We start from the raw sequence: 24,783 nt of genomic DNA on the forward strand, positions 1-24,783 counted from the left end.
GGGTGGCTTTCGCCGCCCGGCGCCGGGGTGCCCTGCCCGCCTCGGTCACCTTGCTGTGCAGAATTTCGAACTTTGTGTCGCTGTCGAGCTGGTCAAACCCCTCCGTGGCCAGGATACGGTCGGCCACCGCGACATTGCTTTTGACCGCCATCAGCTTCTTGAAGTCTTCCCAGCGGTCGCGCCCGATCTGCTTGGCGGGTCCGATCGCGGCGATGACATGGCCCGGCACGGTCCCCGCCACCGACAGCATGCGCGACAAGAGCGTGCCGTCGATGGTCAGCGCCTGCTGGATCACCTCCTTGGCCTGGCCGAGATCATGCAGGTTCCTGGCGAACAGCGCCTTCTCGATGAAGGAAAGATCGGCCCGGGCGGTGTTCTCCTGGCCCTGCGCCAGCACATGGGCGACATCGTCCATCTCCTTGACCACGGCGCGGACCGGACGTCCGAGCGCGCGCGCGACGCGGACCCGGCGATGCCCGAAGACGACCATGTAGCGATTGGCGGCCTCCGGATGCGGCCTAAGCAGGACCGGCGTGTCCTGTCCGCTTGAGGCGATTGACGCCTTCAACTCCTCGAAGGCCTCGTCATCGCCGCTGAGCCGGTCATTGACGAAGGAGGCATCGATCAGGGCGGGATCGATCTCGACGATGGTTTCGCCTTCGAGAAGGCGTTTGGAGTTTTCGGCGAGACTGTCGATCGAAACCTTCATGGATTTCGAGGCACCCCGCATCGCGTAGCTCGAGCGGCCCCCATCGACCGGCGGGTCTGTCGGCTGCCCGATCACGGATTTCAACAGGTCTTTTCTGGCCATGATGCCCTCCTTTCCGGCGCACGCGATCGCCCGTCTGCACGGCTGTCAAAACGCATCTGCACGGCTATCAAACTCATGGGCTGTCGCGCCCCCAGGCCTGATGCACGAGACCGGCGATCTCGTCGTTGACGGCGTTCAGAGAGGTGATCGCGCGGTCATAGGTCGACCGCACGAACTGCGCCCGCTCGACCTCGTAAAGCGTCTGCTTGGTGATCCCGGCATCCGAGATCGCCGTCGACTTCACCATCTGCGCTTCGAGCATCTGGTTGGGAAACATTGCCTGCAGGAAGCCGACCATCTGCTTTTGCGGCCCATCGGTGGGTTCGAACCGCGTGACGAGATAGCGGAACCATTTGAGCCGCATCTCGGCCCCGGCTTCGCGGATGGTGCGCAGGATACCACCCAGCATCAGAAGGAACTGGCTCATCGACATCACGTCGAGCATCTGGGGATGCACGGTGATCAGCACCGAACTCGAGGCTGTCAGTGCCGTTAGAGTCAGATATCCAAGCTGAGGCGGGCAATCGATCACCACCACGTCGTAGCGGTCTTCGACCTCTTCCAGCGCTTTTGAGATGCGGGTGAAGAAGGCGCGGCCTTCGGAGGGGTCGCGACTGGTGAGGGCCACCGGCGTGTCGTATTCGTATTCCTGCAGATCGAGGCTGGCCGGGACGATATCGAGGTTCGGGAAGTTCGTGGGCCGGATGACCGCGCTGATCGGCTGGCGTTCCGCATCATAGCGCAGAGTCTCGTAAAGCGAGGAAACAGAGTCTAATTCAGGCTGAATCCCGTGCAACGCGGTGAGCGAGGCCTGGGGATCGAGATCGACCGCCAGCACACGGTGGCCTTTGAGCGCCAGGTGCTGCGCTAGATGGGCGGCGGTCGTCGTCTTGCCGCTGCCGCCCTTGAAGTTGACGACGGAGATGACATGCAGCTCTTCGCCTTCGGTGCGGTGGGGCAGGTACCGCCGCTTGCCCGGACGGCCATGGGCATCGAGATAGGCGCGCAGCTCGAGCATTTGTGCTGCGGAATAGGATCGCCGCCCAGAGGCCGAGGTTTGTGGCTCCGGCCCTTTGCCCTCCAGATGAAGCTTCTTGATCGTCGACTGCGTGACGCCGAGGAAATAGGCCACCTCGGCGAGAGAAAACTGCCGCAGACCCTTCTGGGCATCGGGGGGGTATTGTTCCTGACGCAAGATATTGAGTCGATCGGAAATCAGTTCTCCTTGCTGGAGAATGATTTCATCGAAGGCCAACTCGCCTGTATCTTGCCGGAATGGTGCTGTCGCCATCCTGCCGCCTCGCCTAATATCGCTTTTATCGCGATTTCTTTCGTTAAACTGTGACTACCGCGGAAGTGGGTTATCCACAACGATTTTTTCAGCGGGCGGCAAAGCACTGCCGGATCATGGCACAGATCGGGGAGACCACAAGACACCGCAGATAGGGCAAAAGGGACCGCAATATCTGGTAGGGTGCAATGCCAGTCCAGTCCATACGTCTTTGCGAAGAAGGCGGCGGAATTACTATAGATGGTTGTTTTTAAACATATTTCTAGATTTGCACGGCTGTCAAGAAAGATAAATCACGATCCGAGCACAAGGGCCGTGGCGCCAGATGGCCGTTGCCTGCGACCACCCGTGCAGGCTTGTGCCACAATCACGGTCGTCTGCACGGAGCGCACCGGGGTCTCGCTCGGAGGATCCCGGCAAGAAACACCCCCAGCCCACCCATAGGGGAGAATCGGGCCCCGATTCTCAGGCCCAAGCCCGGGTGGGTTGGCCGGGTGTCCCGGCCAACCGCGGGCTCACGCGGCCTCTTTGGGGCCCCAGGGGATCACCGCCTGCAGGGTCGGGTCGTCCTGATGCGCCGCCTGGCCGAGATTGGCATTGAACCCGTAGTCCCGGATCGTCAGCGTGAAATAGTCCGCGCCGGTCTCCCGGTTCTGTTTGCGCCAGATGCCGCCGCATTCGACGAGACGGCCGCGGGGCGAGCGGCCGAGCACCCGGTGGGTGGGTGCCATCGGATTGTCGCTCGTCACGGGTTCCACAGAGATGTCGAGATCGAAGGTCAGGGTCGAGATCGACCCGGTGCCTTTGGCGGTGCCGATCTCGGCGGCGTCAAATTTGATGCAGTTCGGGGTCATTGCGTGTCTCCTTGTCTGGTGTTGCAATGCCGGTGACCAAAGCAGGGAGCCCTGGGGCAGCACCGCAGGCGCAGCGCAGCGGAGAAGGGCAGGGGGGCGCCCTTTTTGACCCGCGCGGAATGCCCGGCACGGGCAGGGGAAAAAGACGGGCCCCAACCTTTGCGGCTCCCGGGGTGCCCTGCCACCGGCGACGCTCAGCAACACCGGTCGGAGACGGGCCGGACCCCCGGACAACAACAGGTGCCCGCCACGATCAGCGCCAATGGCTTGGACAGGATCTGCGCCTCGGCAACGTATGTCGCCGGAACGCAAGGACAGCACGCCATCCCGCCTCTCACCCGGGAACTTGCTGGCCTGGCTCCGGCACCGGTCACCGCCATGGGTCCCATGCCGCAAACCTTGGAGGCCGCTGCACTCAGGCTTAGCCCCAGGCGATCCCGTGAGATACCAATCAGGGTTTCGGCACAGGTCGCAGCGGACAGGCCACCTGTCCGAGCGCCATGCCGGCGCACCGGGTGTCAGGCTCCCGCCCCGCCACATGGGCCACTGGGGGCGAGCCACTGGCCGCAACGGCGCGCCCCGGAGCTGCCACAGGCGGTCACTCCACGCCCCGCAGGCCCGACGCCCCCCCTGAGTGTCTCCCCGGCCCCTCCCGTCGCGCAGCGACCCCCGCGCGGGCAGCGCCGGTCCGGCGGCGGGGCAGGGGGCATTCCTCTGCCCCACCGCCGGACAATTTTGGGCCATCCCGTACCCGTGCTTGACCGAGCACAAAAAAAGACCCCGCCGGAGCGGGGCCAGGTGGTCTTCCCACGAAGGAAGGCTCAGAGGCAATCCGGGACCCAGATCGCCAGCTTGTCTTTCTGCTCGGAGGTCAGCCCCATGAGTTTCTGCGTGGTCGCATCGCCGATCAGCTTTTCCAGCTTCTCGGCCTTCTCCGCCTTCTTGAGTTTGCCGAAGGCCACCACGCGCGCGTCGCGGCTATCGCAGTCGAGAAAGGTGCAGAGCAGGTCGGTCAGCACCCCGGCGGAGACGCGCGAGAAGAAATTCTCCGCCGTGGGCGTCCAGTGGGCTCGAATATCGGCCTTGGCCTCGGCGGCGATGGCTGCAAAGAAACCTTCGTTCCCGGCCTGATCGGGCAGGGCGCGCGCGAAAGCTTCGGTCAGGACCGCGTTGCGGGCCTTCTTGCCGCTGGCCCGAAAGGCGGCGAAGGCCTCCTCCAGATCATCGACGCGGGTACCGGTCTGCCACGCGGCGGTCGGGTCGAGACCGTGATCAAGCCGCGGCTCGCGGTCAAACCCATCCTCGATGCTCGGGACGTTGTTGGGACGTCCGAGGCGCAGATCAAAGAGGCTTTCGAACGACCCGGAGGCTTCCGACAGGCCGAAGGCCAGAAGATCGAGCACAAGGTCCGGCTTGGCCAGAAGGGCCGATTGCACCGCCGCCAGCCGGATCGCTTGCATGTCGGCCCTCAGCTTCTGGGAGTAGGGGGATTTCGGCGCGGGGGCAGGGCGGTCGGGGGCTGTAAGAACGCCCGCCGCGAGGGCCGCATCCTTGTCTTCGGGGCGCACCAAACCAGCAGTGATCTCCACCTTACCCGATTGATTTACAAGGATAAGGCAACCGGAGACGCGCTTCTGGTCGTCGGTGTATGAGCCGTCGAGGGTGGATTGCAGATCGGCCAGCCGCGCCTCGCCGTCCGCGTCGAGCACACCCGCCTCGCACATCTCGGCAAGTTGGTCGTAATCCTCGGCCTCCGCGTCGCTCAGATCGCCCTCGACCGGGTAGAGCCGTGTCAGCTTGGCTTGGTCGATTTCATAGTAGTTGAGCCATGGCTCGCGCTTGGCCTCGGCCCAGAGCCAGCCCGCATCCGACACCAGCGCGGCACGGGCCGCCTCAAGCCGTTCGTCAAAGAGATCATCCAGCAGAGCCGGATCGGTGAAATAGACCGCCTGCGAAAACAGGTCCCGCGTGATCGCGCCGCTTGCGGCCTCATAGGCCTCTTGGCCGACAAAGAGCGCGCGGCGGTCACTGCCGGTCACCGCTTCGGGGGTGAGCGCGGATTTCAGTTGCGCCTCCGAGATCGGCTGCCCCTTGATCTGCTCGAGAAGGGTGAGCGTCAACGCCGCATCCTCCGACAATGTGAAGGCCTTGGCCGCGCCGAGGGTGATCTCGCCTGCCGCCAGCGCATCAATGACCGGAGCGGGCAAGGCGGCAAGGGCCAGCCGCTGATAAACGCGGGACTCGCTGGTGGCGAAGGCCAGCGCGATATCGGGCACCGTCGCGCCCTTGCCCGTCATCGCCCCGAAAGCGCGGATTTCATCCGCCGGGGTCAGGGCTTCACGCGCGGCATTTTCGGCATTGGCCCAGATGGCAGCTTCCTCGGCATCCTCGGTGATGCGCACCGGGACGGTGACCGGGGCAGGGGTTTCGGCCTCGGTGGCGATCTTCTGCAATGCCCGCAGGCGGCATCCGCCCGCGACGATCTCGACGCGGCCTTTCTTTGTGCGCAGGCCTGCAAGGTTCTGGATCAGTCCGAAGCGGGCGATGCTGGCTGCCAGCGTGTCGATATGGGCGTCCGAGACGCTCTTGCGCGGATTGAGGTCCGAGAGCGTGAGGGCGTCGAGCGGCACCAGTTCGATGCTGCCCGTGTCGGTGAGGATCGGGTCTTGCTTGGTCATGGGGAAGTCTCCTTGAGTTTGTGGGTGGGATGTGGCGCCTACCGCGCCGTGGCGGCGCAGGAGGACGATGGAAGGGGAAGAGCAGGGGAAGGCCCCCAAAAGACGCTCAGGGCGTCTCTGAGGCGCTGTCGGGTTACCACCAGCAGGAATAGACCACGGTCGATCCGGCCTGCATTTCGGCCCGCGCCCAAGCGCAGAAGTCCAGGTCGTAGGTGCGGCAGTCGGCAGCCTGTTCGTCCTGGAACTGGTGGCCGTAGAAAAAGCCGCCCTCGCACCGGGGCAGGGTGCCGTCGGTGACGGCCCGTTCCAGGCGGTCGATGTCCTCCGGCGCGAGGATCAACTCGCCGCAGTTGAGGTCGCTGGCCGAGAGGCCGGTGCGGGCGACATAGAGGGTTTCCATGAATGTCTGCAGCTTGGAATGCTTGCGCCAGACAAAGGCGGGCACTTCCCCTTCGTCTCCGCTTTCGGGTGTCTTGAGATAGGCATATTGATCGAGGCCCATGGTCTCGCTCCTTTCCTTCGTGGTTGGCGCGGCATGGGTTTCTTGTGCATTGGCCCATTGTCCGCCTTGGGCGCGGGCCATCCCGGTCTCTGACGTTCGGAAGACCCCCGCGTCTTCCGAAGGGCAGAGCAGGGAAGGGCGCAGCCCGACCTGCGGCCGGGCGGCGGCGGGACACAGGGGGCCGGAGCGGTGAAATCGGGAGGGACCCGGCGGCATCGACCGACGGGAGGCACCGGATTTCTCCGGCGGAGGCTGACGCGCCAGCGGCACCCGAGCCCCTGTTGGCGCCGTCGCCCGGATGTCAGGCGGAGGAAAAATGCAAAACCGTCGGGGGTGCCAAAGCAGAGCGACGGCACCCCCGTCGATTGACCGCGTGATCGCGGGCACGCCCGCGATTGCCTTTGTCTTGTGCCTGAAGGATCGTTACCCGGAAGGGCCGAGACAGTATTGGCTCCGGGGCATCTTGTGCCCTAGAGCCTGCCCAGCCGTGCGGTTGGCGGGCCAGTCAAGATGACAACGCCGCATGCGCCTAACCGAGCGTCAGCACCATGTTGTCGGACAGGGCCAGAGGTGGAATGTGCAGGTTCTCCGGCGCAGGCCCTTTGCGAATACGACCCGCGGTATCGTAGTGCGACCCGTGGCAGGGACAGAACCACCCTCCAAAATCGCCCGCGCCATCGCCAAGCGGGACACATCCCATATGCGTGCAGACACCGATCATCACCAGATAGGCGTCATGGCCCGGAATGGCGCGGTTCTCATCCCGCGCTGTGGCCACGCCGGGAAGATTGGGATTGCGCGCATCGGTGTCCGGCAAGGTGGAGACCGCCTCTTCACGCGCCTGGGCCATCTCCGCTTGCGTCCGGTGGCGAAAGAAGACGGGCTTTCCGCGCCAATTGACGGTCAGTTGCGTGCCTTCCGCGAGCCCGGAGATATCCACCGAGATAGTCGCCAGGGCGCGCACATCCGCCGATGGGTTCAATTGATTGATCAGCGGCCAGAGCGCCGCACCGGACGCGACCACGCCCGCGCCAGCAGTGGCATAATACAGGAAATCCCTGCGTTCAGTGTCGTCGGTGGCATCCATAGCACAGCGAGTGTGCAACCTTCCCGCCCCGGAACGTCAACGCGGGTTTTGTAATGTTTTGTCTGCAACGCGGGGGCTGGCGGAGGGAAACTGTGGCGGATCTTCAGCTCAATGGTGGGGCGGTTCGCCTTTTGCCATCATGAGGTGATGCTCCTGGTGATGCGCGCCGATGGTCATCAGCCCGAAGAACCCAAGACCCTGTATCTGGTCGGACTCGCCATCGACGAGGAGGGCGACGCCGTCCCCGAGATCCTCTGTCGTGACCTCCCAACCCGTCTCGGCTGCAAGGAACGGCGCATGGGCAGGCACCATGGCGCGAATGGCTTCGAGGACGCGCGGTGCCCCCCGGATTTCGAACCGGATACCGGCGGGCCGCACACTGCGGGTAACCTCGGCCTCCATCGTCAAAAGCTCCATGTCCACGAGATGTCGCCTGAGAGCCGCGATATCGACGTTTGCCCAATCGGTGTCGGGATCGGCGCGCAGGAGCGCCACGATCTCCGCCATGGCGGCAAAAGCGGATTGCCCGGTTTCCTGCGGACCCGGCATCGCATGCCCGGTCGCGGAATGGTTGTGCTGGGCCGCGACGGGTCCAGACAATGACAGGGCAAGCAGAAGAGCAACAAGGCGCATGGGGGGATCCTTTTGAACGGCACGATACCCGTTTTTCCTAGCACGCAGGCCTGCTCTAGGATATGATTTCAATCATATGCTGCCAGAGCCATACGACCTTCTCCCGAAATCTGCGCTTCGGCAGCAAACAATTGCGGCTGGCGACGTGCTCTTTCGACAGGGCGCACGGACCCGAGGCCTCTATGTGCTGAAGACCGGGCGTGTGCATCTCGAACGGGTTGGTCCGAATGGCGAGCGACTCATCATTCACCGGGCGGCACCGGGGACCAGCTTTGCCGAAGCCTCGGTCTTTTCGGAGCGCTATCATTGTGATGCCATCGTGATGGATGCAGGCGAGTTGATCCGGATCGACAAATCCGCGGTTCTCGCCGGCTTTGCGAACCCGGACTTTGCGCGGGCCTATGGACGCCAGGCGGCCCAACAGGTTCAGGCGCACCGGCAGATCATGGAAATTGTCGGCATCCGACGCGCCGAGGATCGGGTGATGGCGGGGATCGTCGCGGGTCTTCTAGATGGCACCGTCGTCGACTTTGCCGCGCGCCTCCAGCTGACGCATGAGGCGACCTACCGTGCGCTGCGGGCGCTTGTGGAAGCGGGTCGGGTCAACAACCCATCCCGCGGAACCTACCGATTGGCTTAGCTATGACTGGCAAAGACCGATGTCGCGCCATCGGGCCCGACAAGCAGCGTATCAAACGTATCGCCGGCACCGGGACCGCCCATGCCAGGGGAACTCATCGGCATACCCGGCACGCTCAGCCCGCGCGCCGCCGGTTGCTCTGAGAGAAGCCGGGCGATGTCTTCTGCCGGCACATGGCCCTCAATGAAGTAATCGCCCACCACAGCGGTGTGGCACCCGGCCAGTTCCGGCGCGATCTGGAGCTTGTCTTTCAGCGCATAGAGGGCGTCCTGACCGACATCCCGGGCCTCGACCTGAAACCCGGCCTGCCGGACATGATCGACCCACGCCGTGCAGCATCCGCAGGTCGGGGATTTCAGAACCTTGATGGACGGTGCGGTATCGGCCATCGCCGGGAGCGCGAGCGTCGCGGCAGCGCCGGTCAGCAGAAAGCTACGTCGTTTCATTCATCAATCCCTCTCTTCGGTATCTGGAATATTGGTCTTATCGGACTGGGAGTCGAGCGCCTGTTCGGACTGCGGTTTGCTATACCCGGACATATCGAGCGCATATCCGCTTGCGGGTCCCCGGATCGGCTGAACCAGCATTCTGTCGATCCACAAATCTCGCGTCGTCCGAAATTGCTCGATACCGATATCCATGCCGGTGTGACCCTTGGCGGGTTGCGCGATATAGGTTCCGAGAAGTCGATCCCACCAAGGCAGGTTGAACCCGTAGTTCGAGTTCGTTTCCCGCGGATCGACCGAGTGGTGGACGCGATGCATATCGGGGGTGACGACAATCCACCTCAGCCAGCGGTCGACGGACGGCGGCAGACTGATATTGGCGTGGTTGAACAGGGCCGTGGCGTTCAGGATCACCTCGAACAACAAAACCGCGACGGCCGGGGGTCCCAGGGCCGCGACAACCGCGAGCTTGAACACCATCGAGATCAGGATCTCGATTGGATGAAAGCGCAGGCCGGTCGTTGCATCGAATTCGAGGTCCGCATGATGCATGCGGTGCAGGCGCCAGAGCGCAGGAATGGCGTGAAACATGACATGCTGAAGGTAGATCGCGATATCGAGGAGAAGCATTGAGACGAGCACAGCTGCCCAGACGGGGACCTCCAAGGTGTTGAACAAACCCCAGCCTCGGTCTTCGGCGATAACGGCGAGGCCCACTGCCAGAATGGGAAAGGTCAGTCGCAGGATTGCCGTATCGATCACGACAAGCGCAAGATTGTTCGTCCATCGGATGACGCGCGGAATGTCACGCCGACGGCGGGGAGCGGCGATTTCCCATAGCGCCATGATGGCCAGCACGCTGAGGAAGGCGGCCAGTCGAAGTTCAGGTTCCGCGTTGAGAATGGCGTCAATCACTCGTTTTTCTCATGCATTGTCGATTCGATGTTTTCGTGGGCGTGCACATCCGATGATGAACCCTTTGCACCTTCAGAACCACCCGGTTGCGACCGCGTCACGTCCAAATCGTCCGCGTGGCGCTCGTCGAGGCAATCGGTTTCAAGCTGCAGGGTCACCATGTGAAACCCGTGATGCTTGGTCAGGTGCATATAGGCGGTCTCAAGGATGCGCGCGGCATCGGCAGGTTCTGCATGGCGCAGATGGGCCGAGAAGGCATGCTTGCCGCTGGTCAGGGTCCAGGCGTGGACATGGTGGACATCGAGAACGCCGTCCTGCGCGCGCAGATCAGCGGTCACGGCCGAGAGATCAGTATCCGCCGGGGTGCCTTCCAACAGAATATGCACTGCCTCGCGGATAACTCCGATCGAGGCCCAGAGGAGCACGACCCCGAAGGACATACCAAGGATCGGGTCGATCGCCAGAAATCCAGTGAACTCGATGACGAGCGCGGTCACGATGATCAACAGGCTGCCGACGAAGGTCTGGATGATGTGCCAGAGGGCCCCGCGGGCATTCAGATCATCCTGGCTGGATTTCCACATCAGGCCGAGCGAGATCACCTCGGTGACCAAGCCACCGAAGGCCACCCAGAGCATCGGTCCCGTGGGCAGATGGATCGGATTTCCGAGCCGCATCGCCCCCATCCAGATCACCAGAAGCGCCATGCCGAGAAGAAAGCCGCCATTCACGAGCGCGCCAATGATCTCTGCGCGATACCACCCGTAACTGCGCGCCATATCCGCCGGGCGGCGCGCGATCCGCTGCGCGATGATGGCGACGAGCACGCCCCCGACGGCGGACAACGTGTGAAACGCATCCGACAGCACCGCGATCGAGCCGGTCCAGAGCCCGACGGCCAGTTCGATCACGAAGTAGATGCCGGTCAGCCAGGCAGATATGACCAGAGCTTTTCCCGACGACGGCATATGTCCCGCATGTGAATGAGTGGCCATGTCAGATCTCCTTTTTCGGCGTGCGGCGGTCGCGCCAGATCGCAAAGAGGACGGACGCGGCGGTAAATGCGCCAAGCGCCAGCGCCGTCCAGGTGGCGGTTTGCACGTCCCCATTCATGGCTTCGCTGCCGAGATGGGCGAGCAAGAAGCTGGCCGGAATGATCCCCGCGAGGGTCGCCAGGGCAAACCGCCAAAGGTGCAAGACGCTCAATCCTGCAGCGTAGCTGACCATGTCGAAGGACAGGAACGGCAGCAGTCGGCTTCCGAACACCAGAAACGTCAAGGTATTCTGTGACCCCAGAAGTCCACGTCCGATCGTCTCGCCGACATGGCGTTCCACGAAAGGGCGCCCCAGCCCGCGCGCGAGCAGAAACGCGGCAAGCGCGCCGATCTCTGCGCCGAGCACGACGAGCAGGGTTCCGAAGGTGTGACCGTAGGCGGCCCCGGCAGCCAGCGCGATCGGCGCCGAGGGCAGGGGGCTGGCCACGATCGCCAGCGTCATCAGCGCCACGACCAGAAGCGGACCAAGAAGACCAGCCGCCTCGATCCAGCGCCGCAGGTCGTCGCGCTCCGGCAGATCGGCATCGAGCCCCGCAAGGTCCGGACGCGCCAGAACGAGAAACAAGAGCCCCAGAAGGACAAGAACAACGACACGCACCATGGCCTACCTCGTATAAAGCAGCACAAGAAAGGCTGCCGCCATCAGGTCAAAGACGACGCAAAACGGGATGTACCAGTGTGGGACCCGGGCGAGGCGGACCGCATTGTGATGGGCAAGATCCCACAGCGCATGGAGCGCGAGACCCAGAGGCAAGGCTGCCCAATGCCAAAGGAGACCCGCTACGGCCGCCGCCCCAAAGACGAGAGCAACCGCCAGCTCAGACCAGAACACGGAGCGACGGCCATCGGCGGCACCGAACCCGATATAGGCTCCGCCGATCAGGGCCGGTGTGACCGCTGCCAAGGCAAGCGAGTCTGCCTGTTCCAGGAGGAGGTGGGCGGGCATTGTGACCACAAAAAGCGCAAATCCGATCCAAGCGGGCGCCGCCATGGTCCGGTGCGCTGATTGGGCGGGATGTTGTCCCGATATGTCTGGTCTTGCGCCTGTCATGCCGCGTCAGATGGGGCTTCCAGCAGCTGGAGGGTCAAGACATGTCAGGTCTATTGATACATATTGCGACAAACGAGGTGCGGGTCTTTCCCGAAAGAACAATCTATTCTGGGTGTTATGGAACTCAATCTATTGAACAGAAGGCCGATCGGCCAGACGTGCCGATGTGTGGGACCCGATCGCTGATGGCGGCATCGGCGCATATTCTGGTCGTCGATGATCATGCCGAGATCCGGCATTCCGTGACGCGCTACCTGGAGAAAAACGGGCTGCGCGCGACGGGAGCCAAAAGTGCGGGCGAGATGGATGCACGGTTGGGCGAGGACAAATTCGATCTGATCGTGCTCGATATCATGATGCCGGGAGAGGACGGGCTCGCGGCCTGCGCACGGCTGCGCAGGGAGCAGCAGAAAACGCCGATTCTCATGCTGACGGCGCTCGGCGACGATGACGCTCGGATCAAGGGGCTCGACACCGGTGCAGATGACTACTTGGCCAAGCCCTTCAATCCGCGCGAGCTTCTGGCCCGGATCAATGCGATCCTGCGCCGTGCGAGAGACGGATATGCACCCCATGGCGGAACATTTGCGGGCAAGCGGGCCGTATTTGCCGGAATCACATTCGATCACGACGCCAGCCATGTCATTTGCCCCGATGGCACGGTCAATACACTGACCACGGCCGAAGCAAAGTTGCTGACGGTGTTATTGGAGCGTCCCCGGGCGGTGATCGGCCGGGATGAGCTTCTGGAGTTGAGCGCCGGCCGTGTCGCCGGACCATTTGACCGTACGATCGACAATCAGGTTTCGCGCCTGCGCCGGAAAATCGAACCCGATGTGCTTCGCCCCCGGATCATATCGACGGTGCGCAATGGCGGGTATTGCCTGAACTGTGATGTGGAGGTCGAGGCTTGATGCGGATGGGATTCCGCTCACAGATCGCCCTTTTGGTGGTGGTGGTCCTGTTCGTGGCGCAGGTCGTGGGTCTGTGGCTTTTTGTCGATGAACGGTCGCTTGCCGTGCAAGCGGCCATCGGCAGCGAGGCAGCCGGACGCGCAGCAAACGTCGCCCGTCTGATCGAGGAAGCACCGCCGACGTTGCATGAGGATATCGTGGCCGCGGCAAACTCGCCCCTTGTACGCTTCGATCTCGGCGACACGCCTGCCGTAACGCACACCCACCATGATGAGAACGGAGCGATCGAAGCGCGCGTGCGTGCGCTTTTGAACGATGGCTACACCCGCGATATTCGGGTCGAAGTGCATGAGATTGAACAGGGGCTGTTGCCGCTGCCGAACCTCTCTCCGGAAATGGCGGAAATGCACGCCGAGATGATGCAGGGCACCCTGGCGGCCCTCGAAATGGAGGTCTCGATCGCCATTGCCGGCGGCCAATGGCTGAACGTCGCCACCCGGTTCGAGCGGCCGCCGATACAATGGTCCTGGGCCTCCACCCTCTCTTTCGTGTTGACGGCAGCCGTTTTGCTGCTGGCGATATTCTGGTTTCTGCTGACGCGCCTCACGCGGCCTCTGAATGATCTCGCCGCGGCTGCCGAGGAGTTCGGGCGCGGTGGCGGGCAAGGACCCCTCACGCCGGTCGGCCCAAATGAAGTGCGGAACCTGACGACGGCCTTCAATGACATGCAAACGCGCCTGGCTCGCTTCGTCACGGACAGGACGCAAATGCTGGCCGCCCTGGCTCATGACTTGAGATCGCCACTCACCGCGCTCAGGGTTCATGTCGAGATGGTGGAGGATGCGGAGACCAAGACCGGCATCACGGCCTCTCTCGACGAGATGCAGGATATGGTGGAAGCCACGCTGGCCTATGCGCGCGGTGTGGGACAGGACGAGGCCCTGCAACGGACCGAGATTGGCGCGTTCCTGACCGACATTCGGGACGCAACCCACGGTGCGTTGGACGTGCGCCCGGGACCCGAGGCAATGGTGCAGATCAAGCCCAAGGCGCTGCGCCGTGCTTTGCGCAATCTCATCGACAATGCGGGGCGCTACGGGCGCAACCCGACCCTGACCTGGGGCATCTTTGACGAGAGCATCGAGATTTTGGTCGAGGACGATGGGCCGGGAATCCCCGATGACCGGTTGCGCGATGTCTTCCAGCCCTTCCTGCGCCTCGAGGGATCGCGCTCCCGCGAAACCGGAGGCCATGGGCTGGGCCTTTCAATCGCCCGCAGCATCGTTTTGCAACACGGCGGCGCAATCACCCTGTCGAACCGCACAGAGGGCGGGCTCTGTGCACGCATTGTTTTGCCCGTAACTGCGAATCAAGCTGCAATGACATCTCCGTCAGAGCATCCCGAAGCGCGCGCCGAAACCGGATTTTCGGCTCGAACCAAGAAAGTGTAGCGCCACCATCCAGCCGGCGGGTTGATACATAACCTTACAAAATTTCGGGCCTTCCTGCATTCCGTCGCTCACTGATCTTCGATAGAAAACAAAGCGTTCGACATGGAAACGAGGCAGGCCCATGCAGTCAAGAAACCGATTTTTTTTCACCCGGCGCAGCTTTGCGCGCGGGCTTGGCGCCACGGTGCTCTTCGCGCCTTCTCTTGTCAGAGCGCAGGAGGTCAACTCGGTGCGGCGCAATGTGTCGTCCTTTCGAACGCATGCTTGGCAGGACCATTTCGACGCGCTCGGTGTCGGCTTGATCATCTCTGACACCAACTCGAAAGTGCTGCAGCATTGGACAGCCGATGGCGAAATGCGCCTCTATCCAACTTCCGTTCCCATGACAGAAGAATTGACGAGGCGTGGGTACACCGAAGTCGTCGAGAAGCGGAAAAATCCAAGTTGGGCGCCAACCCCGTCCATGCGCGAGCGCAATCCCGAATGGCCGGCAAGAATCCCTGGCGGCGATCCTGAAAACCCCCTCGGGACGCGTGCGCTATACCTGTCGTGGCAATATTACCGAATTCATGGCACGGCGGACACGCGCAAGATCGGACGACGGTCCTCCAACGGCTGTATTGGTCTCTACAACGAACAGGTTGAAGAATTGTTTGACCGAGTGCCCGTTGGCACGAAAGTCAGGTTGATCTGATATGGCGCGGCAGGATCATGCCAATCACCAGGGTAGCTCGCAACGGGCACAACCGATCGTGATGCTTAACGAAGGGGTATTCCAGTGAAGTACAATTTCTTTTTTGCCATGGTTTTGACTTTTATCGGTTCGACTGCTCTTGCTCATTCTGAGAAGGAAAGCATGACGCCTGCAAATGGTGCCGTTCTTGAGGTCGTGCCAGAAACGATTGAACTGCGCTTCAACGATGGGATGCGTTTGACGAAAGTCGAAATGACCCATGCTGAAACGCACACCGAGGCTCTGGACCTCGGCGCCCAATCCGGTTTTGTCAAAGAATTCTCGCTGCCTCTCACGCCGATGGGGCCGGGGATGTATCACATCGAATGGCGCGGGCTTGGTGTTGATGGGCACCCGATGAACGGTGTCTTCTCGTTTGAAGTGAAGTGAGCGGTGCCGGATATCTGGGGACAGGCTGCGGTTGCCACAAAGTTTTTGCTCTATCTCGGCGTCCTCACGAGTGCCGGGCTGATATTCTGTCGCCAAGTCTTTTCCGAGCAGTTGGCTGGGCTCGACCGTTTTCTACGCGCCTGGGCCGTTTTCTTTGCTCTTTTGGCGGCTGCAATGTCATTCCTCGGCTTTGCCGTGCGGGGCGCAGTGCTCATGGATGATGCTTCAGGCATGACTGATCTGGCGATCCTGGCGTTGCTCTGGGAAACGCCGCCCGGAGACGCCCTGCTGTCGCGGCTACTGGGCCTGGGCGCACTCCTGACCGGTGTGGCCTTGGGGGGACGGTGGCTATGGGTCGCGCTCTTGGGCAGTTTCTTGGCAATCTGGAGTTTTTGCGAGATCGGTCATGTCGCCAGCGAAGATCGCCTGTGGTTTCAGAGCGTCTTGTTCGGTCATCTGATCGTTGCCGCATTCTGGATCGGCGTCCTTCTTCCGCTCCATAAGCTTTCCGGGTCTGCGGACACGCTGCCAGTTGCTGGCGTGCTTGGACATCGCTTTGGACAGGTCGCATCTGTTGCGGTCCCACTCTTGCTGCTCGCTGGCGTGGTAATGACCTGGCGACTGGTTGGTTCGTTACCCGCGCTTCTCGGCACTGCCTATGGTTTGACACTTCTGGCAAAGATTGCCGTCGTGACGCTGCTTCTGGCCCTTGCCGCCATCAACAAAACACGGCTTGTGCCCGCTTTGCAGAGCGGTGATCCCAAAGCTGGGCCGCACCTTGCAAGATCGATTTCTCTCGAATGGGTTTGTATCGGTGTCATCTTGCTTGCCACGGCTGTCTTCACCTCAATCCTAACGGTGCCATCATGAAACTTTCAAAACGCGATTTTCTTCGCATGAGTGCTGCCGGTTTGGTGTGCATGCCGAATGCACTGTCTGCACAATCAGACATGCGCGCGGTGACAGCCCGGGTCGCCGACATGCAGCTTTTACCTGACGACTACGGAAAAACGCAGATCTGGGGGTTCGATGGTATCGCACCGGGCCCGGAAATCCGGGTTATGCAAGGCGCGCGGGTACAGAGGCGTGTTATCAATGACTTACCCGATCCGACATCGACCCATTGGCACGGGATTCGCATCGACAATGCGATGGATGGAGTAGCGGGTTTGACGCAGGATGCCATTCGCCCCGGGGACAGCTTTGACTATGATTTCGTCGTCCCCGACGCGGGCACATACTGGTATCACGCGCACAACCGCTCGTTCGAGCAGGTCGCACGTGGTCTTCAGGGTGCGCTGATCGTCGAAGAGCCGGAGCCGATCGATATCGACCGGGAAGAGGTCCTGATCCTTGACGATTGGCGCATCGATCCGGAAACAGCTCAGATCGCGGATACCTTCGGGGCGATGCATGACCTCAGCCATGCCGGGCGCCTCGGGAACTACATCACAACGAACGGCGTCTACAATCTCGCAAAGAGCGTGAAACGGCATGAGCGTCTGCGCTTGCGGCTGATCAATGCGTCCAACGCCCGGATTTTCCAACTCGCGCTGGAGGGGCTCGATGGCTGGATCGTGGCCATGGACGGGATGCCGCTGGCCACACCGCAACATGTGAAGGGTCCATTCCTGCTGTCGTCGGCACAACGGGTGGACCTGATCGTCGACGTGACCGCAGAGGCCGGCAGCGCGGGCCATATCGTGCAATTGAGCCGCGATGAAAGCTTTTCTCAAGTGGCCTTCGAGGTGAAAGGCAACGGCACACGAGCGCGGCGCGAAACGCCTCAACCCCTGCCGCCGAATGCCCATGCCATGCCCGATCTGGCATCGGCAAGGGACATCGCGTTGCTGATGGAGGGCGGGGCCATGGGCGGCATGCGCGGTGCCATGATGGGCGGACGGATGTCTTCGATGCGCGACATGATGGAGGCAGGAAACTTCTGGGCCTTCAACGGCGCAGTGGGGGGCATGGATGGCCCGCCACTGGCGGAACTGTCGCGTGGCGAAACCGTCCGGCTGAAGATCACCAATGACACATCGTTTCCGCATGCCATGCATCTTCATGGCATGCATTTTCACGAGATCGCACCCGATGGCAGCCTCGGCGCGCTGCGCGACACCACGCTGCTCGACCGGGGCGAAGTGCGCGATATTGCCTTCGTGGCAGACAACCCCGGAAAATGGCTGCTGCATTGCCATATGCTGTCACACGCGGCGTCCGGCATGATGGCATGGGTCAATGTGGCATGAGAGCTATGACTGCCATCCTGGGGATTGGTGTCCTGGCGGCGCTCGGAGCGGCGGCTTATGTCTGGACCGGGTCTGCCGGTGATGTCCAAAGCGGTGTGATGCCGGAAAGCGTCGATCTCGTCGCCGGCAAGGCGCTTTATGCCGAGACCTGTGCCGCGTGCCATGGGGTCAATCTGGAAGGTCAGGACAACTGGCGGAGTCCGGGCGAGGACGGTCGGCTGCCCGCACCACCCCATGATGAAACCGGTCACACCTGGCATCACGAAGACCAGGTTCTGTTTAACTACACGAGACTAGGAGGCCGCGAGATGATGGCGGCGCAAGGCATGGAGTTCGACAGCGGCATGCCCGGCTTCGGAGATCAACTCACCGATCAGGAAATCTGGAACATTCTCGGGTACATCAAGTCGACCTGGCCCGAGGAAATTCAGGACATGCAGGCCGCGCGCACTAAGGGCGTGGCGGTGAACTAGGAGAACGCTCATGAAGATCGCAACGGCAATGGCACTGGTTGTCACTCTGGTTATCCCACTCGCGTCTCATGCCGACGCACTCAACGAAGACCGGGTCAAGGAATTGGTTCTGGAGGCCATCCGCGAAAACCCGGAAATCGTCCTCGAGGCGGTTCAGATCATTGAACAGCGTGAACAGGCGCGGCAGGCGGCCGCAGCGGCGAGTGTCCTCTCCGAAAACCGCGATCTCCTCGAGAACGACCCGAACGCGCCGGTTCTCGGGAATCCAGACGGCGACGTCACGGTCGTGGAGTTCTTCGATTACAACTGTCCCTATTGTCGTCGGGTGAAGCCGCATATCGAAGCACTGCTGGACGAAGACCCCAACGTGAAGCTGGTCTATCGAGAGTGGCCGATCCTCGGTGATGGCTCGGTGTTTGCCGCGCGCGCCGCATTGGCCGCGCGAGAGCAGGGCAAATACGAGGAGTTTCACTGGGCGTTGATGGGCATGCAAGGCCGGGCCGAGGAAGCGTCCGTCATCCAGGTCGCACAGGAGATTGGTTTGGATATCGCGCAGCTGCGACGGGACATGCAGGCGCCTGAGATCGATGCCCATATCGCGGCGTCAATGGAGATGAGCCGCCAGCTCGGCTTCAATGGCACCCCGTCTTTCGTGATCGGAGATGCGCTGGTTCCGGGCGTCATCGAGGCAGATCAAATGATCCGTCTCACCCAAGAGGCGCGGGCTATGAAGAAATAGGTTCAGCTGCGTATCCGGCAGTTTTGATCGCCTCGACGACAGCACTGATCGTGCACGACGTGTCCACATCGACCGTTCGCGAGTCTAGGTTAGCCCTAACGCTCGCCGAAGTGTCCAGGGCCGTGATCTCTTTGGTGATCGCTGCGGTACAATGACCGCATCTCATGTCCGGAACGTGAAGTCGCATGGAGCCCCCTTTCTTTCACCAGATGAGAGACGGGGCTTCCGGTTAGTAGAAGGTCAAGCGTCCATTGATGTCTGGACAGGGATTTTTGCCACGCCGGGCGCGTCGCTGTCCGATGACTTGCTGCCTCCATGACAGGACTTCCCCATGAAGAAGAACATCACGCCATGTGCGCCGAGGCAAAGGACGATCGGGATTAGAGCGCCGAAACTGCCCGGCAGGCCAGAAACTGTGCCGCCGCGGGCAAAGAAAACAAGCAGTGGAAGCAGCATCACCGCGCAGCACACCCACATGCCGACGTGCATCATCTTTGAATTCTGCAGCTGCTTTTCTTGATCTGACATATTCATCGAACATACTCCTACCTCGGAGATAGCGCACCAATCGCTCGTGCGACAAGTTTACAAATCGATACATTTCAATCGGAAACAGGGGTTTAGAGAGACTGTAGGTTGCTGCTGTGCCGGCCCCAAAAAGAAACCTCCGATAAACCCCTTGAGCTTCCAGTGACTGGAAGCCCTATATCTGTCTCGAGCACGCAATCGAGGTAACACGCCATGACCGACACCAGCCAAACAACGCTCAGCATCGAAGGCATGACCTGTGCATCCTGCGTGGGACGTGTTGAAAAGGCCTTGGCGGGGCTCGACGGGGTTTCCGAAGTCGCCGTCAACCTCGCGTCTGAGACGGCGCGCCTTTCGCTGGATGATCCGTCTCGGCTTACCGACGCCACGCAGACGCTTGCCTCCTTGGGGTATCCCGCGCGGACATCCAAGGTCACCTTGAACATTGCGTCCATGTCCTGCGCATCCTGCGTCGGACGGGTGGACAAGGCACTGGCGGACGTGCCCGGAGTGCTTTCCGTCAGCGTGAACCTGGCGGCAGAAACGGCGACGGTTGAGTATCTCGAGGGCGCGGTGTCCTTGGGCAACTTGATGGCCGCATCGGCGGCGATTGGTTATCCGGCCGAGATTGCAGAGGCGCAGGCGAGCCAGTCTCGCGTCGCACGCAAGGCAGAAGAAGCCGACGGACTGCGCCGCAGCGTCCTTTTGGCAGCAATTCTAACGCTCCCGGTCTTCATCCTAGAAATGGGCTCCCATCTTATTCCGGCATTTCATCACTTGGTGATGACGACGATTGGTCTCCAAACGTCTTGGATCATCCAGTTCATCCTCGCAACATTCGTCCTCTTCGGGCCGGGACGCCATTTCTACACCAAGGGGTTTCCCGCGCTTTTCAAGGGCGCGCCGGACATGAACAGCCTCGTCGCCGTCGGCACCGGCGCGGCCTGGGGATACTCCGTGGTCGCAACCTTTCTTCCCGGACTTCTGCCAGAAGGGGTACGCGCGGTCTATTTCGAAGCCGCAGCGGTCATTGTCGTCCTTATCCTGATTGGCCGCTGGCTCGAGGCACGCGCCAAGGGCCGCACCGGCGCCGCGATTCAGGCTCTGCTTGGCCTGCAGGTGCGCACCGCGCGCGTCGTCCGGGGTGGTGACACGGTAGAGGTCGATGTCGAAGCACTCGCCGTCGGCGATGTGATCCTGGTCCGACCGGGTGAGCGGATCCCTGTGGACGGCGAGGTGACCGAGGGATCCAGCAATGTGGATGAGAGCATGATTACCGGAGAGCCTGTGCCCGTGCAGAAGGCTGCAGGTGCCGCCGTAACGGGCGGGACCGTCAACGGCACAGGGAGCCTGACGTTCAAGGCCGCACGGGTCGGGTCGGATACCACGCTCGCACAGATCATCCGCATGGTCGAGGAGGCGCAAGGCGCCAAACTGCCCATCCAGGGCCTTGTTGACCGCGTGACACTATGGTTCGTGCCTGCGGTCATGGCGCTGTCCGCGCTCACGGTGATGGTCTGGTTGCTTGTCGGACCGGACCCGGCTTTGACCTTTGCGCTGGTGGCCGGCGTCTCGGTTCTGATTATCGCCTGTCCTTGCGCCATGGGCTTGGCCACGCCCACGTCGATTATGGTGGGAACGGGGCGCGCCGCAGAGATGGGGGTGCTGTTCCGTAAGGGCGATGCGCTCCAGGCCCTGTCCGAAGTCGATGTCATCGCGCTCGACAAGACGGGGACTGTCACCGAAGGCCAGCCGTCGCTGACCGATCTGGTTACCGCCGACGGTTTCGACCGAGACAAAGTGCTGAGCCTAATCGCCGCTGTTGAGGCCCAGTCTGAGCATCCCATCGCCGAAGCTATTGTCCGCGGCGCGCAGACAGAAGGGATCGCCGTTCCAAATGCCACGGGCTTCCGGTCGATCACGGGTTATGGCGTCGCCGCGACCGTCGAAGGACAGGAGGTGATGGTCGGCGCGGACCGCTACATGGACCGCGAAGGCATCGATATCGCCGCTTTGGTCGAAACGGAAGCCGAGCTGGCAGGGCGGGGCCGGACAGCGCTTTATGCGGCTATCGACGGCAAACTGGCCGCAGTGATCGCCGTGGCAGACCCCGTGAAACCCGCCAGCCAGGAAGCCGTTGCAGCCCTGCACGCGCGCGGTTTCAAGGTTGCGATGATCACCGGAGACAAACGCGAGACGGCGGAGGCCATCGCGCGCGAAACCGGAATCGACCATGTCATCGCGGGAGTCCTGCCGGATGGCAAGGTCGCAGCGCTCGACGATCTGCGCGCGGGAGACCGAAAGATTGCTTTCGTCGGCGACGGCATCAATGATGCACCGGCCCTGGCCCATGCGGATGTCGGCATCGCCATCGGCACCGGAACCGATGTCGCCATCGAATCCGCCGATGTGGTCTTGATGTCAGGCGATCTGCGCGGCGTGGTGAATGCGGTCGAGGTTTCCAGGCGCACCATGACCAACATTCGCCAGAACCTCGTCTGGGCCTTTGGCTACAATGTCGCGCTGATCCCGGTCGCCGCCGGGGTTCTCTATCCGGCCTTTGGTTTGCTTCTTTCCCCGGTCTTCGCGGCGGGTGCGATGGCCCTGTCGTCGGTATCGGTTCTGACAAACGCCCTGCGTCTGCGCCGCATCGCGCCGGCCTTGCGTGAAGACAGAGACATCACCGCACCACGGATCAGTGCACAGACCCAACCCGCAGAATAGGAGGATCGTCTCATGAACATTGGAGAAGTTGCAGAGCGGTCCGGCATCCCGCCCAAAACCATCCGCTACTACGAGGATATCGGCCTGGTCAGGCCGCAGCGCAGCGGCAACGGATACCGTGCGTTCCGCGAGACCGATCTGCACAAGCTTGCGTTTCTGGGTCGCGCGCGCGCGCTCGGGTTCTCGATCGAGGATTGCCGCAATCTCTTGAGCCTTTACGAGGATGAAACGCGGGAAAGTGCCCAGGTAAAGACCATAGCTGAAGAGCACCTGAGAGCGATCGACGACAAGATTGCCCAGCTTCAGGAGATGCACGAGACGCTGTCTCATCTCGTCGAGGCCTGTCACGGAGATCACCGGCCGGATTGCCCGATCTTGAAGGATCTCTCTGGTGAATTGAAGAACCTCCCCTGAAAACGCATCTGGTTTAGGAAGCCTCCAGCGCCGGACGTTTGATTCTGAAAAGGGCGCGGGAGCTCCAGCGTAAGAAATGGCGTCATTCCCTAGCAAGACTGCGCACAGAAGCGGTGTCGAGCGCGTCGATCACGGCCTGTGGTGTCAGTATCTCCGGGAGTGCAATACCAGAAGGCGCCCCCGGGCCGAAGACGATATTGAAAGGGATACCGTAGCGGTCATACCGCTCGAGAAACCGCGTGATGTTGTCATCCGGCCTCGTCCAATCCGCTTGCATGGCGATCACGGAACCGCCGCGCAACCGCGCACGCACTGGATCCCTGTCGAGCACGAGAGACTTGTTGGCTTTGCAGGTCAGACACCAATCTGCAGTCACATCGACGAACACGATCTCTCCCTCAGAGACGCGGCGCGCGATGCCGAGAGGTTCGAAATTCTGCCAGTGAGATGTCGCATCAACCCCCGGAGTGGTGCGGTCAGGGGTTGAGATGAGACCTGCCCCGAAAATCGCCAGAAAAACACAGGCGCTTAGAACCGCACGCCGTACCCATTGGTTTGCCTGTGGGATTGATGCGGCGACGATGAACACAGCTGTGAGTGCCGAGATAAAGGCAGCTGCCCGCCCACCCGCCACGCCGATAAGAACGAACAAGAGCCATGCGGCTGTTGCCAGCAACAGACCGCCAAGAAGGATCCTGACCAGAAGCATCCATCGCCCGGGCCGGGGCAGTCGCGTGACCAACTCGGGACGTGCGGCAATGACGAGGTAGGGGAGGGCCAGTCCAAGACCGAGCGCCGTGAATATCACCATCACGTCCAGTGATGTACCCGCGAGCGCAAAGGTAATCGCGGTGCCGAGAAACGGTGCGGAACACGGCGTAGCGAGGATGGCCGCAAGCAGTCCGGTGCCAAAGTCTGAGATGTACCCGGCTCTGGCACTGCTTGCACCCAGGCGGTCTTGAAGGGCCGCGGGCAGGGTTATCTCGAATGCACCGAAGAGATTGGCGGCAAAGACGGCGATGACCATGAACATCAGCGTCACGAAGACCGGATTTTGGAATTGTATACCCCAGCCGACAGATACTCCGATCCATTGAAGAAACACTAAGGCAGCCGCAAGCGCCCAGACAAATGTCAGTACCCCCAAAGCTGAAAACAGGAATCCGTTGCGCGTCATCTGCCGGGTTTGACCGGTTGCCTTCAAAACGGATGTGAGCTTGATCGATAGAACGGGTAACACGCAGGGCATGACATTCAGGATCAGACCACCGAGAAAGGCGATGGCGGCCACCGCCACGACTTTCAGCACACTCGCGCGAGGGTTCGCGCTTGAAAACGGTGGGGCAGGGGGATCTGAGGTAAGAGTGATCGGCGCCGTGATTGCACGTGCGGTGTCTGTGATCGTCAACGAAGGCTCTGCGTGCTCTTCGGTCCAGGCGTTGATCGGTATTTGTGCCCAGAGTTCCGTTCTATCGCGATCCAATCGGATATCTGGTTTGCCAAAGGTCACAAGGGGTCCGAATTCCGGGAACACGTCGACTTTACCGAACGGCGTGTCGCTCGTTGCCATAACTATGAGAGCCGAGTCGCGCGAATCGAGGGCCGTGACCGATATCCTGATGTCGCTGTTCTCGGGTACCGCGGGAACGCGATCGGCATAAGTAGCAATCTGGCGAGCCGAGTCTGTATCGATCCCGATGCCTTGTGGCAGGGCGAGTGAAAGTTCGAAGTCATGAGGCACACAGACCGTCGAACATGTCAGCAAGGACACGCGGGCACGCAGTTCCAGAGGGTGGCCGGCGTCCTCAAGTCTCGCGCGGATCGGCAAGACAACCCGACCTGAATAGCCGAAGTTCTCGATCCCGAAGGCCTCGAAACGTTCCGGCGCGGGCCAGAGGAGCTCGGCGGATTTCAGATTGGTTGAACCCGACCAGTTGATCTCGGGTGCCAAGCCAACCTCGCCGGGCGTACGCCAGTATCCTTTCCAGCCCTCGCCGTACTCCAAGGCCAATCCGAGGGAAACGGAGGCGGCATCCGGCGCAATCCCGTCTTCGGCCGAGATCAGACGCGCCGTGACCGCAGGATTTGAAAAAGTCTCGGATTCCGCGGCATGGGCACCATCGAAGACGAGGATGCTTACGCAACCCAAAACAATCGACAGCAATCCAGCCCAGATTTGAGAAACCGCTCCCTTCATGGACG

The 24,783-nt window shown here is 61.7% G+C and carries 26 protein-coding genes; 11 read left to right on the top strand and 15 right to left on the bottom strand.

What is annotated here, in order from left to right; genetic code table 11:
* The 7 genes from repB to ACP15S_RS19315 form a co-directional block, all read right to left on the bottom strand.
* Positions 1-811: plasmid partitioning protein RepB (gene repB, locus ACP15S_RS19285; RefSeq protein ID WP_425041312.1), on the bottom strand; the 811-nt coding region annotated here is incomplete at its 3' end.
* 73 nt (positions 812-884) lie between these two features.
* Positions 885-2,102 carry a plasmid partitioning protein RepA gene (repA, locus tag ACP15S_RS19290; RefSeq protein ID WP_425041313.1) on the bottom strand — a complete coding sequence of 406 codons (1,218 nt, stop codon included), beginning with the start codon at positions 2,100-2,102 and terminating at the stop codon, positions 885-887.
* A gap of 515 nt (positions 2,103-2,617) precedes the next feature.
* On the bottom strand, positions 2,618-2,956 hold the full coding sequence (locus tag ACP15S_RS19295) for a DUF736 domain-containing protein (protein ID WP_013959932.1): 339 nt from the start codon (positions 2,954-2,956) through the stop codon (positions 2,618-2,620).
* Between the two features lie 821 nt (positions 2,957-3,777).
* The gene (locus ACP15S_RS19300; RefSeq protein ID WP_425041314.1) at positions 3,778-5,634 is read right to left on the bottom strand and encodes a ParB/RepB/Spo0J family partition protein; all 1,857 of its coding nucleotides are present in this window, start codon (positions 5,632-5,634) and stop codon (positions 3,778-3,780) included.
* Between the two features lie 133 nt (positions 5,635-5,767).
* Positions 5,768-6,136, bottom strand: a complete 369-nt coding sequence (locus ACP15S_RS19305) for a hypothetical protein (RefSeq protein ID WP_425041315.1) — start codon at positions 6,134-6,136, stop codon at positions 5,768-5,770.
* Positions 6,137-6,665: 529 nt separating this feature from the next.
* Entirely contained in the window at positions 6,666-7,223 is a 558-nt protein-coding gene (gene petA / locus ACP15S_RS19310) for a ubiquinol-cytochrome c reductase iron-sulfur subunit (RefSeq protein ID WP_425041316.1), read from the bottom strand.
* Between the two features lie 108 nt (positions 7,224-7,331).
* Positions 7,332-7,856: a hypothetical protein gene (locus tag ACP15S_RS19315; RefSeq protein WP_425041317.1), complete on the bottom strand. Its 525-nt coding sequence runs from the start codon at positions 7,854-7,856 to the stop codon at positions 7,332-7,334.
* Positions 7,857-7,932: 76 nt separating this feature from the next.
* Between ACP15S_RS19315 and ACP15S_RS19320 the strand changes: the two genes are divergently transcribed.
* Positions 7,933-8,496: a Crp/Fnr family transcriptional regulator gene (locus ACP15S_RS19320; RefSeq protein ID WP_425041318.1), complete on the top strand. Its 564-nt coding sequence runs from the start codon at positions 7,933-7,935 to the stop codon at positions 8,494-8,496.
* Here the strand turns inward: ACP15S_RS19320 and ACP15S_RS19325 are convergent.
* From ACP15S_RS19325 to ACP15S_RS19345, 5 genes are read right to left on the bottom strand one after another with little or no spacing between them, the layout of a single operon-like run.
* Positions 8,493-8,942: a DUF411 domain-containing protein gene (locus ACP15S_RS19325; protein ID WP_425041319.1), complete on the bottom strand. Its 450-nt coding sequence runs from the start codon at positions 8,940-8,942 to the stop codon at positions 8,493-8,495. The two genes, ACP15S_RS19320 and ACP15S_RS19325, sit on opposite strands and share 4 nt — an antisense overlap.
* 3 nt (positions 8,943-8,945) lie before the next feature.
* Positions 8,946-9,854: a sterol desaturase family protein gene (locus ACP15S_RS19330; RefSeq protein WP_425041371.1), complete on the bottom strand. Its 909-nt coding sequence runs from the start codon at positions 9,852-9,854 to the stop codon at positions 8,946-8,948.
* The gene (locus ACP15S_RS19335) at positions 9,854-10,852 is read right to left on the bottom strand and encodes a cation diffusion facilitator family transporter (protein WP_425041320.1); all 999 of its coding nucleotides are present in this window, start codon (positions 10,850-10,852) and stop codon (positions 9,854-9,856) included. The genes ACP15S_RS19330 and ACP15S_RS19335 overlap by 1 nt, the downstream gene beginning before the upstream one ends.
* Position 10,853: 1 nt before the next feature.
* Complete coding sequence (locus ACP15S_RS19340) at positions 10,854-11,513, bottom strand: TVP38/TMEM64 family protein (protein ID WP_425041321.1); 660 nt, start codon at positions 11,511-11,513, stop codon at positions 10,854-10,856.
* A 3-nt stretch (positions 11,514-11,516) separates the two neighbouring features.
* A complete protein-coding gene (locus ACP15S_RS19345; RefSeq protein ID WP_425041322.1) occupies positions 11,517-11,903 on the bottom strand; it encodes a DUF6010 family protein in 387 nt (128 codons plus the stop codon).
* Between the two features lie 245 nt (positions 11,904-12,148).
* Between ACP15S_RS19345 and ACP15S_RS19350 the strand changes: the two genes are divergently transcribed.
* The 8 genes from ACP15S_RS19350 to ACP15S_RS19385 all read left to right on the top strand — a co-directional run bounded on the left by ACP15S_RS19350 (position 12,149) and on the right by ACP15S_RS19385 (position 18,915).
* Positions 12,149-12,877 carry a response regulator gene (locus ACP15S_RS19350; RefSeq protein ID WP_375231067.1) on the top strand — a complete coding sequence of 243 codons (729 nt, stop codon included), beginning with the start codon at positions 12,149-12,151 and terminating at the stop codon, positions 12,875-12,877.
* Positions 12,878-12,882: 5 nt separating this feature from the next.
* On the top strand, positions 12,883-14,328 hold the full coding sequence (locus tag ACP15S_RS19355) for an ATP-binding protein (protein WP_425041323.1): 1,446 nt from the start codon (positions 12,883-12,885) through the stop codon (positions 14,326-14,328).
* A gap of 121 nt (positions 14,329-14,449) precedes the next feature.
* Complete coding sequence (locus ACP15S_RS19360) at positions 14,450-15,022, top strand: L,D-transpeptidase (RefSeq protein ID WP_425041324.1); 573 nt, start codon at positions 14,450-14,452, stop codon at positions 15,020-15,022.
* Positions 15,023-15,106: 84 nt separating this feature from the next.
* Positions 15,107-15,451: a copper resistance CopC family protein gene (locus ACP15S_RS19365; RefSeq protein WP_375231041.1), complete on the top strand. Its 345-nt coding sequence runs from the start codon at positions 15,107-15,109 to the stop codon at positions 15,449-15,451.
* 3 nt (positions 15,452-15,454) lie between these two features.
* A complete protein-coding gene (locus ACP15S_RS19370) occupies positions 15,455-16,321 on the top strand; it encodes a copper resistance D family protein (RefSeq protein ID WP_425041325.1) in 867 nt (288 codons plus the stop codon).
* The gene (locus ACP15S_RS19375) at positions 16,318-17,703 is read left to right on the top strand and encodes a multicopper oxidase family protein (RefSeq protein ID WP_425041326.1); all 1,386 of its coding nucleotides are present in this window, start codon (positions 16,318-16,320) and stop codon (positions 17,701-17,703) included. Before ACP15S_RS19370 ends, ACP15S_RS19375 begins: the two co-directional genes overlap by 4 nt.
* On the top strand, positions 17,700-18,176 hold the full coding sequence (locus tag ACP15S_RS19380; RefSeq protein WP_375231038.1) for a c-type cytochrome: 477 nt from the start codon (positions 17,700-17,702) through the stop codon (positions 18,174-18,176). The genes ACP15S_RS19375 and ACP15S_RS19380 overlap by 4 nt, the downstream gene beginning before the upstream one ends.
* 10 nt (positions 18,177-18,186) lie before the next feature.
* Positions 18,187-18,915: a DsbA family protein gene (locus ACP15S_RS19385; RefSeq protein ID WP_425041327.1), complete on the top strand. Its 729-nt coding sequence runs from the start codon at positions 18,187-18,189 to the stop codon at positions 18,913-18,915.
* Here the strand turns inward: ACP15S_RS19385 and ACP15S_RS19390 are convergent.
* Positions 18,902-19,102, bottom strand: a complete 201-nt coding sequence (locus ACP15S_RS19390; protein WP_425041328.1) for a heavy-metal-associated domain-containing protein — start codon at positions 19,100-19,102, stop codon at positions 18,902-18,904. The genes ACP15S_RS19385 and ACP15S_RS19390 overlap by 14 nt on opposite strands.
* A gap of 53 nt (positions 19,103-19,155) precedes the next feature.
* A complete protein-coding gene (locus ACP15S_RS19395) occupies positions 19,156-19,449 on the bottom strand; it encodes a DUF2933 domain-containing protein (RefSeq protein ID WP_425041329.1) in 294 nt (97 codons plus the stop codon).
* A 207-nt stretch (positions 19,450-19,656) separates the two neighbouring features.
* Here ACP15S_RS19395 and ACP15S_RS19400 point away from each other — a divergent pair, with 207 nt between their 5' ends.
* Both ACP15S_RS19400 and cueR read left to right on the top strand, forming a co-directional pair.
* Positions 19,657-22,167 carry a heavy metal translocating P-type ATPase gene (locus tag ACP15S_RS19400; RefSeq protein ID WP_425041330.1) on the top strand — a complete coding sequence of 837 codons (2,511 nt, stop codon included), beginning with the start codon at positions 19,657-19,659 and terminating at the stop codon, positions 22,165-22,167.
* A 12-nt stretch (positions 22,168-22,179) separates the two neighbouring features.
* A complete protein-coding gene (gene cueR, locus ACP15S_RS19405; RefSeq protein WP_338551266.1) occupies positions 22,180-22,581 on the top strand; it encodes a Cu(I)-responsive transcriptional regulator in 402 nt (133 codons plus the stop codon).
* An 82-nt stretch (positions 22,582-22,663) separates the two neighbouring features.
* Here cueR and ACP15S_RS19410 read toward each other — a convergent pair whose 3' ends face one another.
* Entirely contained in the window at positions 22,664-24,778 is a 2,115-nt protein-coding gene (locus ACP15S_RS19410; protein WP_425041331.1) for a protein-disulfide reductase DsbD family protein, read from the bottom strand.
* Positions 24,779-24,783: the final 5 nt, after the last annotated feature.

Origin of the sequence: Primorskyibacter sp. S187A, assembly GCF_049800955.1 — a bacterium.
Taxonomy (GTDB): domain Bacteria; phylum Pseudomonadota; class Alphaproteobacteria; order Rhodobacterales; family Rhodobacteraceae; genus JAKVBH01.

Bases quoted from the DNA above. Each gene is read 5' to 3' on its own strand.
- ACP15S_RS19360 (WP_425041324.1), top strand. From the start codon at position 14,450: ATGCAGTCAAGAAACCGATTTTTTTTCACCCGGCGCAGCTTTGCGCGC.
- ACP15S_RS19355 (WP_425041323.1), top strand. From the start codon at position 12,883: ATGGGATTCCGCTCACAGATCGCCCTTTTGGTGGTGGTGGTCCTGTTC.
- ACP15S_RS19400 (WP_425041330.1), top strand. From the start codon at position 19,657: ATGACCGACACCAGCCAAACAACGCTCAGCATCGAAGGCATGACCTGT.
- ACP15S_RS19395 (WP_425041329.1), bottom strand. From the start codon at position 19,449: ATGAATATGTCAGATCAAGAAAAGCAGCTGCAGAATTCAAAGATGATG.
- ACP15S_RS19345 (WP_425041322.1), bottom strand. From the start codon at position 11,903: ATGGCGGCGCCCGCTTGGATCGGATTTGCGCTTTTTGTGGTCACAATG.
- ACP15S_RS19410 (WP_425041331.1), bottom strand. From the start codon at position 24,778: ATGAAGGGAGCGGTTTCTCAAATCTGGGCTGGATTGCTGTCGATTGTT.
- ACP15S_RS19335 (WP_425041320.1), bottom strand. From the start codon at position 10,852: ATGGCCACTCATTCACATGCGGGACATATGCCGTCGTCGGGAAAAGCT.
- ACP15S_RS19325 (WP_425041319.1), bottom strand. From the start codon at position 8,942: ATGAAACGACGTAGCTTTCTGCTGACCGGCGCTGCCGCGACGCTCGCG.
- petA (WP_425041316.1), bottom strand. From the start codon at position 7,223: ATGGATGCCACCGACGACACTGAACGCAGGGATTTCCTGTATTATGCC.
- ACP15S_RS19390 (WP_425041328.1), bottom strand. From the start codon at position 19,102: ATGCGACTTCACGTTCCGGACATGAGATGCGGTCATTGTACCGCAGCG.
- ACP15S_RS19350 (WP_375231067.1), top strand. From the start codon at position 12,149: ATGGCGGCATCGGCGCATATTCTGGTCGTCGATGATCATGCCGAGATC.
- ACP15S_RS19375 (WP_425041326.1), top strand. From the start codon at position 16,318: ATGAAACTTTCAAAACGCGATTTTCTTCGCATGAGTGCTGCCGGTTTG.
- cueR (WP_338551266.1), top strand. From the start codon at position 22,180: ATGAACATTGGAGAAGTTGCAGAGCGGTCCGGCATCCCGCCCAAAACC.
- ACP15S_RS19380 (WP_375231038.1), top strand. From the start codon at position 17,700: ATGAGAGCTATGACTGCCATCCTGGGGATTGGTGTCCTGGCGGCGCTC.
- ACP15S_RS19340 (WP_425041321.1), bottom strand. From the start codon at position 11,513: ATGGTGCGTGTCGTTGTTCTTGTCCTTCTGGGGCTCTTGTTTCTCGTT.
- ACP15S_RS19315 (WP_425041317.1), bottom strand. From the start codon at position 7,856: ATGCGCCTTGTTGCTCTTCTGCTTGCCCTGTCATTGTCTGGACCCGTC.
- ACP15S_RS19320 (WP_425041318.1), top strand. From the start codon at position 7,933: ATGCTGCCAGAGCCATACGACCTTCTCCCGAAATCTGCGCTTCGGCAG.
- ACP15S_RS19305 (WP_425041315.1), bottom strand. From the start codon at position 6,136: ATGGGCCTCGATCAATATGCCTATCTCAAGACACCCGAAAGCGGAGAC.
- repA (WP_425041313.1), bottom strand. From the start codon at position 2,102: ATGGCGACAGCACCATTCCGGCAAGATACAGGCGAGTTGGCCTTCGAT.
- ACP15S_RS19295 (WP_013959932.1), bottom strand. From the start codon at position 2,956: ATGACCCCGAACTGCATCAAATTTGACGCCGCCGAGATCGGCACCGCC.
- ACP15S_RS19385 (WP_425041327.1), top strand. From the start codon at position 18,187: ATGAAGATCGCAACGGCAATGGCACTGGTTGTCACTCTGGTTATCCCA.
- ACP15S_RS19300 (WP_425041314.1), bottom strand. From the start codon at position 5,634: ATGACCAAGCAAGACCCGATCCTCACCGACACGGGCAGCATCGAACTG.